The 15,372-nt window shown below is 32.3% G+C and carries 14 protein-coding genes and 1 tRNA gene; 12 read left to right on the top strand and 3 right to left on the bottom strand.

The window, feature by feature from the left end; genetic code table 11:
- The first annotated feature begins 182 nt into the window (after nt 1–182).
- From EV697_RS04455 to EV697_RS04445, 3 genes are all read left to right on the top strand, one after another.
- On the top strand, nt 183–2,762 hold the full coding sequence (locus tag EV697_RS04455; RefSeq protein ID WP_132023049.1) for an ATP-binding protein: 2,580 nt from the start codon (nt 183–185) through the stop codon (nt 2,760–2,762).
- Between the two features lie 132 nt (nt 2,763–2,894).
- Nucleotides 2,895–3,809, top strand: coding sequence for an N-acetylglucosamine kinase (nagK, locus tag EV697_RS04450; RefSeq protein WP_132023047.1), 915 nt, complete (start codon nt 2,895–2,897; stop codon nt 3,807–3,809).
- 166 nt (nt 3,810–3,975) lie between these two features.
- Nucleotides 3,976–5,415 carry an alanine/glycine:cation symporter family protein gene (locus EV697_RS04445; RefSeq protein WP_132023045.1) on the top strand — a complete coding sequence of 480 codons (1,440 nt, stop codon included), beginning with the start codon at nt 3,976–3,978 and terminating at the stop codon, nt 5,413–5,415.
- 72 nt (nt 5,416–5,487) lie between these two features.
- On the opposite strand, the gene EV697_RS04440 is transcribed toward EV697_RS04445, so the two are convergent.
- Nucleotides 5,488–5,712, bottom strand: coding sequence for a YgjV family protein (locus tag EV697_RS04440; RefSeq protein WP_132023043.1), 225 nt, complete (start codon nt 5,710–5,712; stop codon nt 5,488–5,490).
- A gap of 149 nt (nt 5,713–5,861) precedes the next feature.
- The gene (locus tag EV697_RS04435; RefSeq protein ID WP_132023041.1) at nt 5,862–6,416 is read right to left on the bottom strand and encodes a YceB family lipoprotein; all 555 of its coding nucleotides are present in this window, start codon (nt 6,414–6,416) and stop codon (nt 5,862–5,864) included.
- A 105-nt stretch (nt 6,417–6,521) separates the two neighbouring features.
- Here EV697_RS04435 and EV697_RS04430 point away from each other — a divergent pair, with 105 nt between their 5' ends.
- From EV697_RS04430 to truB, 8 genes are all read left to right on the top strand, one after another.
- Nucleotides 6,522–7,259 (top strand): BUD32 family EKC/KEOPS complex subunit, encoded by a 738-nt coding sequence (locus EV697_RS04430; protein ID WP_132023039.1) that lies wholly within the window; start codon nt 6,522–6,524, stop codon nt 7,257–7,259.
- A 24-nt stretch (nt 7,260–7,283) separates the two neighbouring features.
- Entirely contained in the window at nt 7,284–7,415 is a 132-nt protein-coding gene (locus EV697_RS10035; RefSeq protein WP_257793052.1) for a hypothetical protein, read from the top strand.
- Nucleotides 7,416–7,519: 104 nt separating this feature from the next.
- A tRNA-Met gene (locus tag EV697_RS04425) sits at nt 7,520–7,596 on the top strand.
- 177 nt (nt 7,597–7,773) lie between these two features.
- Nucleotides 7,774–8,229 carry a ribosome maturation factor RimP gene (gene rimP, locus EV697_RS04420; protein ID WP_132023037.1) on the top strand — a complete coding sequence of 152 codons (456 nt, stop codon included), beginning with the start codon at nt 7,774–7,776 and terminating at the stop codon, nt 8,227–8,229.
- 24 nt (nt 8,230–8,253) lie between these two features.
- Complete coding sequence (gene nusA / locus EV697_RS04415; protein WP_132023035.1) at nt 8,254–9,741, top strand: transcription termination factor NusA; 1,488 nt, start codon at nt 8,254–8,256, stop codon at nt 9,739–9,741.
- A 14-nt stretch (nt 9,742–9,755) separates the two neighbouring features.
- Nucleotides 9,756–12,320 carry a translation initiation factor IF-2 gene (gene infB, locus EV697_RS04410; protein WP_132023033.1) on the top strand — a complete coding sequence of 855 codons (2,565 nt, stop codon included), beginning with the start codon at nt 9,756–9,758 and terminating at the stop codon, nt 12,318–12,320.
- A 109-nt stretch (nt 12,321–12,429) separates the two neighbouring features.
- Nucleotides 12,430–12,813 (top strand): 30S ribosome-binding factor RbfA, encoded by a 384-nt coding sequence (rbfA, locus tag EV697_RS04405; RefSeq protein WP_132023031.1) that lies wholly within the window; start codon nt 12,430–12,432, stop codon nt 12,811–12,813.
- A gap of 27 nt (nt 12,814–12,840) precedes the next feature.
- Nucleotides 12,841–13,758, top strand: a complete 918-nt coding sequence (gene truB / locus EV697_RS04400) for a tRNA pseudouridine(55) synthase TruB (RefSeq protein WP_132023029.1) — start codon at nt 12,841–12,843, stop codon at nt 13,756–13,758.
- An 82-nt stretch (nt 13,759–13,840) separates the two neighbouring features.
- On the opposite strand, the gene EV697_RS04395 is transcribed toward truB, so the two are convergent.
- Entirely contained in the window at nt 13,841–14,749 is a 909-nt protein-coding gene (locus EV697_RS04395) for a LysR family transcriptional regulator (protein ID WP_132023027.1), read from the bottom strand.
- Nucleotides 14,750–14,902: 153 nt separating this feature from the next.
- Between EV697_RS04395 and EV697_RS04390 the strand changes: the two genes are divergently transcribed.
- Nucleotides 14,903–15,298, top strand: a complete 396-nt coding sequence (locus tag EV697_RS04390) for a DoxX family protein (protein ID WP_132023025.1) — start codon at nt 14,903–14,905, stop codon at nt 15,296–15,298.
- The last annotated feature ends 74 nt before the right edge of the window (nt 15,299–15,372 follow it).

Genomic DNA, 15,372 nt, shown 5'->3' with positions numbered 1-15,372 from the left:
ATGTCGAATTTCATTCATAATTGTCATAATCTAGTATTTTTATTGAATTTGAGATTTAGATCACAAAATACACATTATTCAAAATTAATTTATGTAAATTAGTTATAAATTATGTATTCTCGATAAGGGAATTTTATTTGTATCATATTTAATAGTAGGGCATACAATATGAGAGTAAATAAATGAAAAATTGTCGAACTTTTTTTTTCTCAAAGCCATATAGTGTACGTTTCCGTTTAGTTTTCTTTCTGATTATAGCTATATCGCTGATTATTTTTATTAGTACAACCGCTATAGTAGGGTTAAATACTACTTATAATTCGTTATCTGATTTACGTGATCGCTCGCTTAATCAGATGTTTTCATCCATGATACTAGGAGTGAAAACAGCACAAATTTCAACTTATGCAAAACGTTTAACCCAAACAATGGGGGCTCTTGAATATCAAGAGGAATCAAAGGCTCTAGCACTACATACGAAACAATTACAAAAGCTATTAATCGAAGCGAAACAATCAACTTTAGAACAAGATCAGCTATTTGCGCAAATAGTTAGCAATATTGGATTGCTGGAAAAAAGTGTACAAGAATTATTACTACAAACTCATCAGCGTCATATCATTCATACTGATATTCTTAGTAATTTAAATCAAGGTTTACTTTATATTCAACACATTAAACGTTTGGAAAAACGCAGTAAGCTCTCTGCAGATTTTATTCCCCAGCTTGATAGAGTTGAGAAATTAATTGAAGATGCAGCAAAAAGTAATTTTTCAATAAGCGTATTTTCAAGCATTCAATCTAGTTTGTTGTTTTTTCCAAATACTGGTGAAAATATAGATATTCATATTGAACTTTCTAAGTTAGAGAAGCAATTCCCTATCCTTATTACTTGTGCTAATAATTTGGCTGAAATTAATCTTAGAATTAAATTTCTAACTTTTCAAATTGATGCTTTAGTGAAAAAAATTGATGAGCAATATACTCATCTTGCAAAAGAAAAGGTTGAAAGTGTGCAAATAGCATCCAGTCAAATTCAACAGAGGCTATCGACGCAGAGTTCATATATTTTATTTTTTTCTTTATTTACTATTTTGTTAATCATTGTATTAGGAAAGTATATTTATACTTTGATTGGCAAGCGTTTATACTCAATTACGAATGCACTAAAACGCTTATCGCAAGGAGATAAAGATATTGTTGTACCCCAACAGAAAACACAAGATGAAATTGGTGATTTAGCTCGTACATTTGATATTTTTCATCAAAATGTGATTACTTTGGAGCAGACGGACTCTTTATTGAAGGAAAAAAGTGAATTATTAGAGCAAACATTTTTAGCTATGAGAGATGGATTAGCTATTTTTGATAATCAATTGAATTTGGTTTCTCACAATGCTCAATTTAAGAGTTTATTACAGGATTTTTTTACAGAATATAAGGAGCAAAGTATTAATACACTTGTTGAGTATTTCAATGCTCAACAAGCTAAAGTTATTGGTCGAGATCAATTGATTGATTTAAAATTGTTAAAAAAAATTCGACAAGAACAAGATTTCCTTGAAATTGAATTCAAACAACAGATATTAGAATGGCGGGTTAGCCCATTAAAAGATGGACTAGTTACTTTTCTAATTGATAGAACTCAGCGAAAACAATTAGAAAATGAAATTGCTCATAGTCAAAAAATGCGAGCAATTGGTCATTTAACTGGTGGTATTGCACATGATTTCAATAATTTTCTTGCCATCATTATTGGCAATTTAGATTTAATTGATTCTGAACAACTTGATGAAAAACAAGCAAAACGGCTACATCGGGCATTAAAAGCTGCGGAAAATAGTGCAACATTAACTCAACGATTACTAGCTTATGCAAGAAAACAACCACTTTATCCTACAACTGTGGATATTAATCAACTTGTATTGGAATCTCGAGATTTAATTAAGCATACTATTCCTCCATCTATTAAAGTTGAGTTAGATTTGGAAGAAAATCTGCCACTGGTGTATATTGATAAGAATCAACTTGAAACAGCATTATTAAATTTAATAGTTAATGCTAAAGACGCTTTGGATAATAAGGGGAATATTATTATTTGTACCAAATGCTATGATGTGCAACATACACATTGTATAGAGAAGATGGTACAACTTTCTATTATTGATAATGGGTGTGGAATGGATGAACAAACACAAAAACGTGTTTTTGAACCTTTCTTTACTACAAAGCATAATGGAAGAGGGAGTGGTTTAGGATTGTCAATGGTTTATGGATTTGTTCATCAATCAAAAGGGCGAGTTAAAATTGATTCGGTGTTGTATAACGGTACCGCTATTCATTTGCAGTTACCTATTGCAAGAAAAATAGACTACACAAGTCCACTTTTAATAACTAAAGATATTGTTTATGAAACTCAATATACTATTTTAGTTATAGAAGATAAGGCTAGTTTGCGGGATACTCTTGCTGAACAATTAAACTCACTTGGTTATAAAACCATTTTATGTGAATCAGCAGAAAAAGCATTAGAGCATTTTTCCAAAGGCGAGCAAATTGATTATTTGTTATCTGATATTATGCTTTCTAGTAATTTAAGTGGTATAGATGTAGCTAAATGGGTAAAGGAAAACTTACCTCAAGTAAAAATACTTTTAATGACTGGACATATGGAGCAATTAGAAAAAGCAAAACAATTTTCTGTTTTAGTAAAACCTTTTAAACAGTTAGAGTTACAACAAAAGTTGACTGAACTTGCTTAATATTATTTTATTGAATATTTTACGCCTTCATATTTGAATATAGTGTCAATTGAATAAAAAATGATTTTTAACAAAGAAAATCTATGAAAGTGCGGTTAGAATATCTGTTATTTTGGAATACAGGAGAAAGTTATGTTATATGGGTTTGATATTGGTGGTACAAAAATTGAGCTTGCTGTATTTAATGATAAATTAGAAAAACAGTATTCAGAGCGAGTACCTACACCTAAAGATAGTTATGAACAATGGTTAGGAACAATCGTTGATTTAGTTAAGAAAGCAGATGAAAAATTTTCTTGTAAAGGTACTGTAGGAATTGGTGTGCCAGGATTTATTAATCAAGAAACTGGGATAGCTGAAATAACCAATATTAAAGTTGCGGATAATAAGCCAATTTTGAAAGATTTATCTGCTCGTTTAGATAGAGAAGTCCGTGGTGAAAATGATGCAAATTGTTTTGCATTATCAGAGGCTTGGGATGAAGAAAATCAACAATATTCTTCTGTTTTGGGATTAATACTCGGTACAGGTTTTGGCGGGGGAATGATTTTTAATGGAAAAATTTATTCTGGGCAAACAGGGATGGCTGGGGAGTTAGGGCATATTCAGCTTAATTATCACGCTCTAAAATTGTTAGGTTGGGATAAGGCACCTATTTATGAATGTGGTTGTGGTAATAAAGCTTGTTTAGATACTTATTTGTCTGGGCGAGGTTTTGAAATGCTTTATCGAGATTTAAAAGGTGAATCGCTTTCTGCAAAAGAAATTATTAAACGTTTTTATAATAAAGAAGAAAGTGCGGTAGAATTTGTGACGCTTTTTATTGAATTATGTGCGGTTTCAATTGCAAATATTATTACTATTTTAGATCCTAATGTATTAGTTTTAGGTGGGGGATTATCAAACTTTGATTATTTATATGAAGCATTACCAAAAGCTTTACCTCATCATTTAATGCGTAGTGCAAAAGTACCACTTATTAAGAAAGCTAAATATGGTGATTCTGGTGGTGTTCGAGGTGCTGCTGCACTTTTCTTATCTCGTTAATAAATAGCCCTGATATAATCAGGGTTTTTATTTTTTAAAAAATACTCATTTTTTTAGATATTTTCTAATTTGTTGTTGTTATTTTCAAATATAAATAATAACAACTTTAAGTTTATTGAATTTTTATTTTATAATCAGATTACCATTTTAATATTTAGAGGAAATTATGTTTGCTGATTTAGTTGCAATTATAGAGCAAGGATTATCTTGGTTTATTGATACATTTGATGGACCACTTTGGGATGTTACCGTTTTAACGTTATTAGGAACGGGGATATTTTTTACTATTACTACTGGAGTTATTCAATTTAGGTTATTTCCCCAAAGTTTGCGTGAAATGTGGTTTGGACGTGCCTCAGAAGGACAATCTATTACTCCTTTCCAAGCTTTTGCGACGGGATTAGCTAGTCGAGTAGGTGTGGGAAATATCGGTGGTGTAGCGACAGCTATTGCATTAGGTGGAGAAGGTGCGGTATTTTGGATGTGGGTGACGGCATTAATTGGTATGTCGAGTGCATTTGCAGAATCCTCTTTAGCGCAATTATTTAAAGTAAAAGATAAAGATGGTACTTTTCGTGGTGGTCCAGCTTATTATATTACACAAGGGTTAAAAGCACCTTGGTTAGCTGTGTGTTTTGCGATAGCACTTATTTTTACTTTTGGATTTGCATTCAATGCTGTTCAATCTAACTCTATTGTTGAAGCGACTCATAACGCTTGGAAGTGGGATCCTCATTATGTGGGGCTTGGTCTAGTTGCTTTGACCGCAATGATTATTTTTGGTGGGATTAAACGAATTGGCAAGGTTTCAGCAAAAGTGGTACCAATGATGGCGCTATTTTATTTGATTATGGCTGTTATTATTTTAGGGATGAATATTGATAAAGTACCAGAAGTACTTTCCAATATTGTACGTAGTGCTTTTAATTTTGATGCGATGGCAGGTGGTATATTTGGGACATTATTTTCTCAAGCAATGCTTATGGGGATTAAACGTGGTTTATTCTCAAATGAAGCAGGTATGGGATCGGCACCTAATGCGGCAGCTTCTGCTGATGTAAAACATCCTGCGAGTCAAGGTTTGATCCAAATGTTAGGGGTTTTCGTTGATACGATTATTGTTTGTACTTGTACGGCGATTGTTATTTTACTTTCTGATGATTACGGTGGTGAATCATTGAAGAGTATTTCATTAACACAGAATGCCCTTGAATATCATGTTGGGGAATTTGGCGTGCATTTTCTTGCATTTATTTTATTACTTTTTGCTTTTTCTTCTATTATTGGAAATTATGCTTATGCTGAAAGTAATATTCGATTTATCAAAAATAATCCAATATTTGTCTTATTATTCCGTTTAGTTGTTTTATTCTTCGTTTATTTTGGTGCTGTTAATTCAGGGACAATTGTTTGGAGTTTTGCTGATACAGTAATGGCAATTATGTCAATGATAAACTTAGTTTCTATTGTAATTCTTGCTCCAATTGTTTGGTTATTATTAAAAGATTATCAACAACAGTTAAAAGCGGGTAAAGAGCCAGAATTTAAGGTTGAAGATCACCCTAGTTTATTAAAACGAGGTTTAGACCCTAGATTATGGAAGTAATGGATATTTAAGGTAAACAATAAAGGAGAGCATTTTATTTGCTCTCTTTTTCATTTTAGATATTGGTAAAATTTATTTTGAATGATTTTTTAATTCTTTAAAAATATAAAAGGCATTAGTACAAGCAACAAAAATATTTAAACCGACAACAGGGTAAGAGCCAAGTAGTAAACCGTAAATAATAAATAAAGTACAACCAATCGCATTAACAAAGCGTAATTTTATAACATCTTTTAGTAAAAATGAAAATGATACCGTTATCATTGCAAGATAACCTAAAATTTCAACATAATTCATATTTAAATCCTCTTTAAAATCAAATTAGATTATAAAAGGATTTATAATATATTGAAATAGTAAATAAAAAAGCAAAGGTTTGCGTATGAAAATATTTTTATAATATTGAGATATGCAATGGATCTTTTGTTATTTTATTTGTTTTAGTCCTATAAAAAATTAGTTTCCAAGACTAGTCTTCCTTCCTCTACGAGAATACCTTTTGCAAATTTTTTAATAATGACATCTCTTGGTTTGCTACTATCAAGTTCATAAATTGGTACATAACTTGCTAGTTGAGAAAGATTCTTTGATAGGAAAGGCATAATTGTTTGTAGCTCTCGTATATATTTATCAGGTGATCCTGACCAACTTAAAATACGAATATCTTTTAAGTAAACAGCAGCTTTTTCTGGATCATAATAGGGGATAGTGTCAAAAGTTAAGTTAATTTTACCATCAAAATCTTTAGTTCCTAATTTAAAATTACCAGTAACAGTACCACCTACTTCGATCTTTTTGGAATTATTTTTTCCTAATTTTGCGGATAAATTTGAGAGTTGGTAATCAATTGCAAAAAGTCCAGGAAAAGCGATGGTATCTTTTAATGAAACTTTATTTGATAAATATTTATTGATCTCATTTTCAGAGATAGACAGAGGATTGGCAAATAAATTGAATGATAATAAACTGAGTATTAAAAATAATAAGTGACGAAAAAACATATATAATGACCTCCTAAGTTTTATATAGTTATACTAGAATATGTGCTTTTAAGCAAAATATGAAATATAATTACGTTCTCGCATTCACTATTAACAAGTAAGCTAATGTTAAAAACACAAATAGAATTTGAGCAGTATATCAAATCATTATTAGTTAGTCAGAAAGGAAAACGGATTTATTGTTTTCAATATAATGCTCAGTCTTATTGGCTAAAACAGCCGGAAGAATTAAAAGGGATTTGGAGAATATTAAAACCTAATCCTAAAAAGTCGTTTATAAGGGAATTAAATAAATTAAAATTCTTAGCAGAGCAAAAAGCTCCAGTTCCTGAATTAGTGTGTTCAGGAAAAGATTTTTTGGTGCTAAAAGATTCTGGAAAAACAGTAAGTTGGTGGATGGTCAATTGCTCGTGTCCTATTAAAATGAAAAATAATATTTTAATTGATGTTATAAATGCTATTTTATCTTTACATAAAATGAACTTAACTCATGGTAGACCTGCAATTCGAGATATTATATGGAATAATGGGGAAGTATTGTTTATTGATTTTGAATCACCTAATATAAAAAAGGATCTTTTTTATCAAAGGAAGCGTGATATACTTCTATTTGTATATAGCTTGTGTCGTGAAAAAACATTATCAGATGAGCAAATTGTTTTAGTTCTTAATGAATTTGAAAAGAAATTGTCGGAAAATTTATGGCAATCAATATTGAGTTCTATGAAAAAATTATCTTGGTTATATCATTTTTTATCTGTTTTTAAGCCTATTGCAAAGACCGATCTTTTGGCTGTTTATCGTTTATTTGAAAATTTTAGTACTATAATAAAAAATAAATGAAATTATTTATCTAAGGAACTTATTATGAAAAAATTAATGTTAATATTATGTATTATTACCTTATCTGGATGTGCAGTTGGTGGCGGAATTAATGCTAGCGGGGGAACATCAGGTATTGGTCTTGGTATTGGACTAGGAACAGGAATGCGATTTTAATTATTAACAATAGATTAAAAAATGCATACAGTGTTATTTAAATATTATGTAATATTAAACTTGATATTTTCAGATTTATGCGTATAATGTAGAACAATATCGGACGCGGGGTGGAGCAGTTTGGTAGCTCGTCGGGCTCATAACCCGAAGGTCGTTGGTTCAAATCCAGCCCCCGCAACCACTTTACATGTCAGTTTAGTAAAGGACCCCATTTTTGGGGTTTTTTTGTATGAGTTATTCAGAGTTTATGTCTTTTACATAAACTAATAAAATTGGGCATATGCCCTTTTTTTATGTTTTAAAATAATTAAATATTATAGATAAGAGAGTGTACAAACACTTTTTTGGAGAAGAAAACGTGGCAACTTTAGAAGAAAAGTTACAAGAATTATTAATCGATTCTATCGAAGATTTAGGATGTGAACTTTGGGGAATTGAATGTCAGCGTATCGGGCGTTTTTTAACCGTACGGTTGTATATAGATAAGGAAGGAGGAGTGACTATTGATGATTGCTCTGATGTCAGCCGTCAAGTCAGTGCTATACTTGATGTGGAAGATCCTATTAATGATAAATATAATTTAGAAGTATCTTCTCCTGGTTTAGATAGACCTTTATTTACTTTAGCACAGTTAACTCGCTATATTGGTCAAGATATTTCTGTTCATTTACGAATTCCAGTATTAGAAAGACGTAAATGGCAAGGTAAATTAGAAAAAGTCGAAAATGATATGTTGACTATTTTAGTTGATAAACAACAACAAATTTTAGCATTTGGCAACGTTCAAAAAGCCAATTTAGTTCCTAAATTTTAATTTTAAGTAAGGATTATAAATATAATGAGTAAAGAGATTTTACTGGCAGCAGAAGCTGTATCTAATGAAAAACTATTACCGCGAGAAAAAATTTTTGAAGCATTAGAGAGTGCAATCGCTCTTTCTACAAAAAAGAAACATGATCAAGATATTGAAGTACGCGTTGTAATTGACCACAAAACAGGTGAATTTAATACTTTCCGTCGTTGGTTAGTAGTTGATGAAGTAGCTTATCCAACTAAAGAGATTACTTTAGATGCTGCACGTTTTGAAGATGAAAGCGTTCAACTAGGTGACTATGTTGAAGATGAAATTGAATCAATCGCATTTGATCGTATTACGATGCAAACTGCTCGCCAAGTGATTAGTACAAAAATTAGGGAAGCAGAAAGAAATAAAATAGTTGAACAATTTCGTACGCAAGAAGGCGAAATTGTTAGTGGTATAGTAAAAAAGGTAAATCGTGAAAATATACTACTGGATCTAGGGCAGCAAGCAGAAGCTGTTATTCTACGTGAAGATATGCTTCCGAGAGAAAACTTTAGACCGGGCGATCGTGTTCGTGGTGTGTTATATAAAGTCAACACAGAAACAAAAGGTCCACAACTTTTTGTTACTCGTTCGAAACCTGAAATGCTTATTGAATTATTCCGAGTGGAAGTTCCCGAAATTGGTGAGGAATTAATTGAAATTAAAGGCGCTTCGAGAGATCCTGGATTACGAGCTAAAATAGCGGTAAAAAGTAATGATAAGCGTATCGATCCGGTTGGTGCTTGTGTTGGTATGAGAGGTTCACGCGTACAGGCGATCACAAATGAATTAAGTGGTGAAAGAATTGATATTGTATTATGGGATGACAATCCAGCTCAATTTGTAATTAATGCAATGGCTCCAGCAGATGTAAGTTCAATTATTGTTGATGAAGATAATCATTCAATGGATATTGCAGTTGAAGAAGCTAACTTAGCACAGGCAATAGGTCGTAATGGACAAAATATACGTTTAGCTACGAATTTAACTGGATGGTCATTAAATGTGATGACAACCGATGAGTTAAATACGAAACATCAAGCAGAAGATAAAAAGACTTTGAATTTATTCATGAGTGCATTAGAGCTTGATGAAGATTTTGCACAACTTCTTATTGATGAAGGTTTCTCAAGTTTAGAGGAATTAGCTTATATTTCTATTGATGAAATAACTGCGATTGATGGATTAGAAGACGAAGATCTTGCTGAAGAATTACAAACAAGAGCAAAAAATGCAATTACGGCAGCAGCATTAGCCGAAGAAGAAGCATTGAAACAAGTTGACATTGAGGAACAATTATTAAATTTAGAAGGAATGAATACTCATATCGCATTAAAACTTTCTGAGAAGCAAATTTTAACGCTTGAAGAACTGGCGGAACAAGGTGTTGATGATCTCGCAGATATTGAAGATTTATCACCGAAGATTGCTGCAGATATTATTATGGCAGCTCGCAATATTTGTTGGTTCAGTAAAGAATAAGGAATATAACTATTATGACAGATGAAATAAAAAAATCAGATACACCCAAAAAATTAAGCTTACAACGTAGAACTAAAACAACAGTAAGTAGTACGACGACTGATGGTAAAAGCAAAGAAGTAAAAGTTGAAGTACGTAAAAAACGTATGGTACCAACTGATGCAGCTAAAAAAGAGGCGGAAAAAGCTAAGTTAAAAGCGAAAGCTGAAGCTGAAAAGAAAGCATTAGAAGAAAAACAATTAGCTGCTGAAAAACTTCAGAAAGAAAAGGCTGAAAGAGAAAAAGAGAAAGTTGTTTTTGATTCAAAAAATAAAGAATCTCAGAATAAAGCGAATAAAGAACCAAAATCTGAAACTAAAGCTTCTTCTAAAGGAACTACGAAAAAAGCAAAAGTAGTTGATGCGGAAAAAGAAAGATTAAAGGCTGAGGAAGCAGAATTACGCCGTAAAGCTGATGAGCTAGCTCGTCAAAAAGCTGAAGAGTTAGCTCGTAAATCAGCAGAAGAGGTGAAAAAATATGCTGAAATGTCATCAGATGAAGTGGTTGCTACTGATAATGTAGTAGAAGAGTTTACTGATGATCACTTAACTTCTGTTTATGCTCGTGATGCTGAAAATGAAGAAGTGTTGAAAAAAGAAGCTCGTGGTCGAGGTAAGAATAAGGTTGTTAAAGCGAAGAAAAACGGTCGAGATGATGACAGCTCTAAGAAAGAAAGAGAATCAAATCGTAGACAAAAAGATTTACATGGCAAAGCTCGTGGTAAAGGTAAAATGGCCAAAAAAGGCAGTGCTTTACAACAAGGATTTACAAAACCTGTTGCACCAGTAAACAGGGATGTAGTGATTGGTGAAACTATTACCATAGCTGAATTAGCCAATAAGATGGCTATCAAAGCGACAGAAATCATTAAGACAATGATGAAAATGGGGGAAATGGTTACCATTAACCAAGTAATAGACCAAGAAACCGCACAATTAGTTGCTGAGGAAATGGGGCATAAAGTTATTGTTCGTAAAGAAAATGAACTTGAAGCTTCACTATTAGAAGATCGTGATATTCAAGCTGAAAAAGTAACACGAGCACCAGTTGTAACTATTATGGGGCACGTTGATCATGGTAAAACCTCATTACTTGATTATATTCGTAAAGCTAAAGTAGCTGATGGTGAAGCTGGTGGTATTACGCAACATATTGGTGCATATCATGTAGAAGTTGATGGTAAAACCATTACTTTCTTAGATACTCCAGGACATGCTGCCTTTACCTCAATGCGTGCTCGTGGAGCAAAAGCAACTGACATAGTTGTTTTAGTTGTCGCTGCTGATGATGGCGTAATGCCGCAAACAATAGAAGCCGTTCAACATGCAAAAGCTGCTGGAGTGCCGATTGTTGTCGCAGTGAATAAAATCGACAAACCAGAAGCTAACCCTGATCGTGTGGAAACTGAATTATTACAATATGATGTAGTCGCTGAAAAATTTGGTGGTGATGTACAATTTGTTTACGTATCAGCGAAAAAAGGAACAGGCGTTAATGAGTTGTTAGATTCAATTTTATTACAATCCGAGGTACTTGAATTAACATCAATTAAAGATGGTATGGCGAGTGGTGTAGTTATTGAATCATATCTTGATAAAGGTCGTGGGCCAGTTGCAACAATCCTTGTTCAATCGGGTACTTTAAACAAGGGTGATATTCTCCTTTGTGGTTTTGAATATGGTAAAGTCAGAGCAATGCGAGATGAAGATGGTAAAGATGTTACAACTGCAGGTCCATCAATTCCTGTAGAGGTTCTAGGGCTTTCTGGTGTACCTTCTGCTGGAGATGAAGCAACAGTTGTACGTGATGAGAAAAAAGCACGTGAGGTTGCATTATATCGTCAAGGTAAATTTAGAGATGTAAAACTTGCTCGTCAACAAAAAGCGAAACTTGAAAATATGTTCACTAATATGGAAGAAGGTGATATATCTGAACTTAATGTTATCGTAAAAGCTGATGTACAGGGATCTGTTGAAGCGATTGTTCAAGCATTACAAGAATTATCAACGAATGAAGTGAAAATAAAAGTTGTTGGATCGGGAGTTGGTGGAATTACAGAAACAGATGCAACTTTAGCTACCGCATCTAATGCTATTGTATTAGGATTTAATGTTCGTGCTGATGCTTCCGCACGTCGCATTATTGAAAATGAAAGTATTGACTTGCGTTATTATTCTATAATCTATGAATTATTAAATGAAATCAAAGCCGCAATGAGTGGTATGCTTGCACCAGAATTTAAACAAGAAATTATTGGTTTAGCGGAAGTTCGTGATGTATTCCGTCATCCTAAATTTGGTGCTATTGCTGGTTGTATGGTAACGGAAGGTATTGTTAAACGTAATAATCCAATTCGTGTATTACGTGATAATGTTGTTATTTTTGAAGGTGAATTAGAATCACTACGTCGCTTTAAAGACGATGTACCAGAAGTTCGTAATGGTATGGAATGCGGTATTGGCGTTAAGAATTATAATGATGTAAAAGTTGGCGATCAAATAGAAGTCTTTGAAATCGTTGAAGTGAAACGTTCAATTTAATTACATTATAAAAATATGAGTATTTATTACTAATTATTTCATTAATGTAGTTAGAGCGGTAAGATTTGTTATTGTAAATCGAGCCGCTTTATTATTTAAGGAGAGAAATATCATGAGAGAATTTAAACGTTCAGATCGTGTTGCTCAAGAATTACAAAAAGAAGTTGCGATTATTCTTCAAAGAGAAGTAAAAGATCCTAGAATTGGTATGGTAACAGTATCTGATGTGGAAGTATCAAGAGATTTATCTTATGCCAAAATTTTTGTTACTTTTTTATTTGATGATGATCAAACAGCAATAGAAAATGGTATAAAAGGGTTAGAAAAAGCCTCACCTTACATTAGAACATTATTAGCTAAAGCAATGCGTTTACGCATTGTTCCAGAATTACGTTTTATTTATGATTATTCACTTGTTGAAGGTATGCGTATGTCAAATCTCGTTACTGATATTGTTCGTAAAGATAAAGATCGTCATATTGATGATGAATAATAAGTGATTATATAATAAAGAGATATAATGAGCAGACCAACTAAAAAAGGGCGTGATATAAATGGTATATTCTTATTGGATAAATCTCAAGGTATGAGTTCCAATGACATTATGCAAAAAGTAAAACGTCTCTTCAAAGCAAATAAAGCAGGACACACAGGGGCATTAGATCCTTTAGCCACAGGAATGTTACCTATTTGTTTAGGTGAAGCTACTAAATTTTCTCAATTTTTACTTGATTCAGATAAAACTTATCGAGTAACAGCTAAATTGGGGGAGCGAACCGACACCTCAGATTCTGAAGGTTCTATTGTAGAAACAAGATTAGTTAATCTCAAAACTTCACAAATTTTGACCGCACTTGAGCAATTTCGTGGTGAAATTATGCAAGTGCCAACAATGTTTTCGGCTTTAAAATATCAAGGTAAACCATTGTATGAATATGCGAGAGCGGGTATTACTATAGAACGAGAAGCTCGTCCGATACATATTTTTGAGTTAGTTTTTATCAGCTATGAAGCACCTTATTTAACTTTAGAAGTACATTGTTCAAAAGGCACTTATATTCGAACATTAATTGATGATTTAGGTGAAGTACTAGGTTGTGGGGCACATGTTACAATGTTAAGACGTTTGTCCGTTGCTGATTATCCAACATCGAAAATGGTAACTATTGATGAATTACAACAACTTGCCGAGCAAAATAATCTTGATTTGCTTGATCAACATTTATTATCAATAGATAGTGCGGTTTCTCGTTTACCTCGTTTACAATTAGATGAAGCTCAGACGAAAGCAGTAGGTTTTGGACAACGGGTCAAATTTGATAATGTTCAAGCTCAATCAGGACAAGTGCGGTTGTTTTCTCACGAGAATATTTTTCTAGGTGTCGCAATTGTTGAAAATAATGTAATTCACCCAAAAAGAATGGTGGCTTATTTCTAATAGTTATTTAGTTACGGTAAAACACGAAATGGCATAAACATTGTTTTATGCCATTTTTTATTTACATAATAAATTTAATATATCAAAATGTACCATTCCAGTGATTATCATTACTAAAACGCTTATTAATATAATCAATCAAATAACGACAACGTAAAGATAAAAATCGATTTCTAGGATAAACGGCATAGGCTGTTAAACTTGGTAGTTTATACTCTGTGAGTAAAGGAATTAGTTTGCCATTTTTTAGTGCATTGTAAGCAATAAAAGTTGGAATATAAGTAATGCCATGATTTTTTATTGCCATATCAACCAAAAATTCACCATTTGTTGCTTTTATTTTAGAAGTAACGGGTAATTGATGCGTAATTCCTTGTGGATCGGTAAGTGTTAATGTAATACTTTTATCTAAACTATATTGTAAAAAAGTATGATTTTTTAAATCATCAATTTTTTGAGGAGTCCCTTTATTTTTTAAATAATCAGGACTAGCACATAAAACAAATTTGATTGGCGTTAAACGTTTTGCTTGATAAGTTGAATCTTCTAGTTTATTAATTCGAATAGCTAGCTCAAAGCCTTCTTCCACTAAATCTACAATTCTATCTGAAAAATCTAATTCAAAGTTTAAATTAGGGTGCTCCTTAGAAAATTCATCAATAATATCAGAGAAATAGATTAAACCAAAAGATAGTGGAACAGTCATTCTCAGTGTCCCATTTACCGTAGTAAGCGAATGAGTTGTTTCTTCATTAAGTTCATCAATTTTTTCTAAAATATTTTTAGTTTGTTGATAATAATACTTACCTGCATCAGTTAAATGAGATTGTCTTGTAGTCCTTGTTAAGAGTTGAACCCCTAAACGTTCTTCTAGATCATTTAATCGGCGGCTAACAGCTGATTTTGCTAGATTGAGTTGCTCCGATGCTTTAGTAATACTACCCGCCTCAACAATGCGGATAAATATTTGCATATCTTCTAATTGACCCATTTTTTACTCTTATTGTTCTTTTTAGATGAACACTAATTTGCGATTATCGTAGTTTATCTCTTTTTCGTCAATAGATACAATGTGACCACTATTTATAAATAGTAATAAATTTATTTTTTAATACTGTTAATTTAATCATTTAGGAGAACATTTATGGAAAAGTTACAAAATTTAATAGTAGTGATTGGTAGATTTTTTCTGTCAGCAATTTTCATTACATCTGGATTTGACAAAATAGCTGCATATTCAGGGACTCAAGGTTATATGGAGTCAATGGGGGTACCAGGAATGCTGTTGCCTTTAGTGATCACTTTTGAAATATTTGGTGGACTTGCTATCTTATTGGGTTTTAAAGTTCGTTTATTTGCATTGTTAATGGTAGGGTTTAACCTTTTATCTGCAATAATATTTCATGCTGATTTTAGTAATCAGATACAAATGATTATGTTTATGAAGAATGTTTCGATTGCCGGTGGTTTTTTAATGCTCGTTGCTTATGGTGCTGGTACTTATTCTATCGATGCTTGGTTGAATAAAAAATTATCATAAAATCAATATAACCTTTATATATTAGCCAATTTCCTAAAATGAACAATTTTATATTTTCATTTTGAGAGATTGGC

This window comes from Bisgaardia hudsonensis (assembly GCF_004345785.1).
Taxonomy (GTDB): Bacteria; Pseudomonadota; Gammaproteobacteria; order Enterobacterales; family Pasteurellaceae; genus Bisgaardia; species Bisgaardia hudsonensis.
Note: the sequence above shows the minus strand (reverse complement) of the source record. Positions and strands in the feature narration are given on the sequence as shown.